We start from the raw sequence: 3,648 nt of genomic DNA on the forward strand, positions 1-3,648 counted from the left end.
AGGTGCCCGAAGGACATTTCCATTGTCGGCCATAACGACATGCCACTTGTTGATATCATGTCTCCTCCCCTGACTACAATTCGAATTCCTCATCGAGAAATGGGAAGTGAAGCAGCGCGGCTACTGATGTTGGAGATCGCCGGTGAAGCGCCCTTGAAGCGGCACATCATACTCAGGCCATCGCTGATCATCCGCAGCTCAACTTCCGCGCCGCCCCAAAAACCTGCGCGCAAGAAAAACCTTTAGTACACCCTCCTGTCGCGTCGGAGACCATCGAGAGATAAGCGCTAACTTCGACGCTGCGGAGCATGCAATCCTGCCCGTTCCATGATGGCTTTTGTTGAAAGAAGCGCATCATGTATGATGCGTTTTTCGTCAAGCATCACCGGCTTTCCGTCGCGCTTAAGGATACGTCCATCGACCGAGACAAGATCAATGTTCGAGGTCTGCGCATGATGAACAAGCAGACGAACCCAGTCAGCGCTTTCCAGCGTACTCATGTTAATCTGATCAATTCCGACGAGAATAAAATCTGCACGTTTCCCGGGCGTTAGAGAGCCGATCAAGTGATCGAGCCCAAGGTCGCGTGCCCCGTCAATTGTCGCCATCTCCAATACCCGGCGCATGGTCAAATTCTGATTCTCGTGCCTTGCATGCTCGACATCGATAATCGCTCTCATCGTTGCGAACATATCGGAGTTGGTGACCGCGAGAGTATCGACGGACAGACTTACGAGAATGCCGGCATCGAGCATTTCTGTAGTCTGCGGGAATCCCATACCCACCTGCAGTTCAGTGAATGGGCTAAGACTTAGGTGCGTTCCAGCTTCTGCCATCATCTGCCGATCTTCCGGCGTAGCATGGATCGCATGCACAAGTTGAACATCGGGACCAAGCAGACCGTCCCGGCCAAGTGCCGCAATTGCTTTTGAATGACGCGCGGCGGCACGATGCTGTGCCACGTGGGTCGTGATCGGAACGCCAAGACGGCGCGCAACCTCAAATTCTCGCAAATAAGCGTCTCGCCGGTCCTCAGGGCGCGGTCCTTCTGCCCCTCGCAGGGCTACACCAAGCGTCAAGAGACCGCTGTCGCTGAACCACTCGCGCTGCACGCGCGAGAGATCTTCGAGATCCATGGTATCTTGGTCGGGCTGCCCCTCTGCCCAACCGTAGCTGAAACGCCCTCGCAAACCGGTCTCCAAATGCGCAAGGATATTGGCATCCGCATGCTCCGGAACGACAATGTTATGCGCCCAGTTGTGAACGCAGGTGATGCCGGACGCCAAAGCTTCGGCAAGACTGAGCTGAACCGCCCGATACATGTCTTCAGGGGTGTAATGAGGACCTAGTCTTACCTTCATCGGAAAATATGTCAGTTTCGGATCGTAGAAGCCGACTAATCCGCGAAATAGACCGTTCCATAGATGCCAATGCGTATCGACGAAGCCAGGCAATGCTATTTTTTTCCTTGCATCGATGACAGCAGCGTTAGGCGCCGATAGCCCGTGACCAACGGCAATAATTTCGCCGTTGCGAACGTGGATATCTCCTCCTGCAAAATCCCCAAGTGCGGGGTCCATCGTCAATATTTCAGCGCCCTGGATAAGAAACTCCTCGCGCGGAGGAAGCCGATCGCTAATGCGGGCCACGCGCCCATCCAGCTTCGATCTCCACGCAGAAAGCGCACTCTCGGGACCTGCGTAGCGCCCGCCATGAATGATGCAATCATCAGGCAAGTCGAGGCCAGTACAGCTACAGCGTTGCACGGACAATCTCCATTATGTACGGCATAACAACTCGTCGGCGGCATCAACATACACCTTATGCAATCGATTGCAATTGCACTTTCCGCATGGTAACTAAGCGCCGGCTGACACCATCATGAACTGAGTGAGATACGTGCGCGCATTCGTAAACGATCTGAAGCAACAGGCTATAGCCCCCGTTTTTGAACCTCGCGAAGAAGGCTATCAATCCGCTACCCGTATCTTCAATTCGGCAATCGATACCCGGCCGCTTGCGGTGCTCCGCTGTACAAAACCAGAGCATATCGCTGCGGGTATCAAAGCAGCCCGCAAAGCGAATGTTTCCATTTCAGTTAGAGGCGGCGGCCATAATTCCGCTGGTCTTGCGCTGCGCGGCGGCGGACTCCTGCTTGACTGCTCCACGTGGCGCGATGTGCATGTCGACAACGAACTGCGCCGTGCGAAAGTATCGCCGGGAGCGACTTGGGCGAATTTCGATCTGGCAGCTCAACAATTTGGATTGGCTACCCCAGGCGGCGTGGTGTCCTCCACCGGCGTGGCTGGTCTCTCACTTGGAGGCGGAGTTGGCGCATTGCGTGGCCGGCACGGCCTTGCCTGCGACAATTTCCGTTCCATCAATCTTGTTTTAGCGAACGGATCAGAAGTTACAGCAAGCGCCAGCGAAAACCCGGATTTATTCTGGGCGCTACGTGGCGGCGCAAGCAATTTTGGTATCGTCACGTCATTCGAATTTCAATTACATCCAGCCAGCCGAGTTGTAACCGGTTTTCTCACCTATCCTATCGAAGAAGCTGAGGAAGTTCTTCACCATTTCTGGCAACGAGAGAAAAGCATTCCCGACGACTGCGTATTTGAGTTCTTTTTCATGTACGATCAGAACGGACGCGCTGTCGTCCGGGTTGTGCCGCGATTCATTGGAACGGAAGAGGAAAGCAAGCCCACGCTCGATCCGTTGCGGCAATTTCGAAATCCAGAGGATAACTTGCGGGAGTTTTCCTATTGCGACTCGCAAAGTTTTCTCGATGCAGGGTCACAATGGGGCTTCCGATCCCTTTGGCGAACCAAAACCATCAAAACTTATGAACCGGAGTTTGTCTCTCATATCGTCGACATGATCATAAACGCCCCTTCTAAACGCTGCATGGTGATCGTCGAGCACTTCCACGGCGCGGTTCACCGTATCGCCGACGATAGCGCCGCCGTTGGATTCCGGCAGGCAAAGTTCAATTTAATGATGGTTGGCCAATGGGAGAAACCCGCTGAGGACGAAGCCGGAGCACAATGGGTCAAAACCCTGGCAGCCCGTGTCGCGCATCTGTCTGGCACCGGTGCATATGTCAATTATTTTGGCCCTGACGCCACCCAGGACGACGTTCGCAATGCTTACGGCGCCAAGAAATATGCCCGCCTGCAAACCATCAAGTTGAAGTATGACCCGGATAACGTTTTTCGGTGTAATCAGAATATATTGCCTGCAACCGCTTCCCCGGCTACGAGCGCAGAGCAGCAGTAAACACGCATGAATAACCCTGATGCCACTGCTCTTGCACAACCATTTCGTATCGCCGCTCTTTGCGGGAGTCTCCGAGAGCATTCCTTCAATCGGGGGCTCATCCGCGCCGCGATCGAAGAAGCTCCAGAGGGAATTCACATTGTTGATGTCCCCGGCCTGCGTGACGTCCCTCCTTTTGATGTAGATGTAATGCACAGCGCTGGAGCGCCGGCAGTCGTTCGACACTTCGTCGACGCTGTCCGAGAGGCCGATGCCATCATCATTGCAACTGATCTGCCCCCTTTGAAGTGGTCCTCCCTGAAGTATGATTTTCGGACGGAGGATAAGATTGATGGCAAGGAAGAGACATACGGCTGAAGAGATCGTTGC

At 54.2% G+C, this 3,648-nt stretch carries 4 protein-coding genes; 3 read left to right on the forward strand and 1 reads right to left on the reverse strand.

Annotated features, from left to right (window positions below):
- On the forward strand, positions 1–246 hold a 246-nt coding region (locus AB7F49_RS38940), incomplete at its 5' end, for a substrate-binding domain-containing protein (RefSeq protein WP_428533254.1).
- A gap of 41 nt (positions 247–287) precedes the next feature.
- Here the strand turns inward: AB7F49_RS38940 and AB7F49_RS38945 are convergent.
- Positions 288–1,649 (reverse strand): amidohydrolase family protein, encoded by a 1,362-nt coding sequence (locus tag AB7F49_RS38945; RefSeq protein ID WP_428533257.1) that lies wholly within the window; start codon positions 1,647–1,649, stop codon positions 288–290.
- 250 nt (positions 1,650–1,899) lie between these two features.
- Between AB7F49_RS38945 and AB7F49_RS38950 the strand changes: the two genes are divergently transcribed.
- On the forward strand, positions 1,900–3,279 hold the full coding sequence (locus tag AB7F49_RS38950) for an FAD-binding oxidoreductase (protein WP_428533260.1): 1,380 nt from the start codon (positions 1,900–1,902) through the stop codon (positions 3,277–3,279).
- Between the two features lie 6 nt (positions 3,280–3,285).
- Positions 3,286–3,636, forward strand: coding sequence for an NAD(P)H-dependent oxidoreductase (locus AB7F49_RS38955; RefSeq protein WP_428533263.1), 351 nt, complete (start codon positions 3,286–3,288; stop codon positions 3,634–3,636).
- Positions 3,637–3,648: the final 12 nt, after the last annotated feature.

Origin of the sequence: Pseudorhodoplanes sp. (assembly GCF_050250235.1) — a bacterium.
GTDB lineage: Bacteria > Pseudomonadota > Alphaproteobacteria > Rhizobiales > Xanthobacteraceae > Pseudorhodoplanes.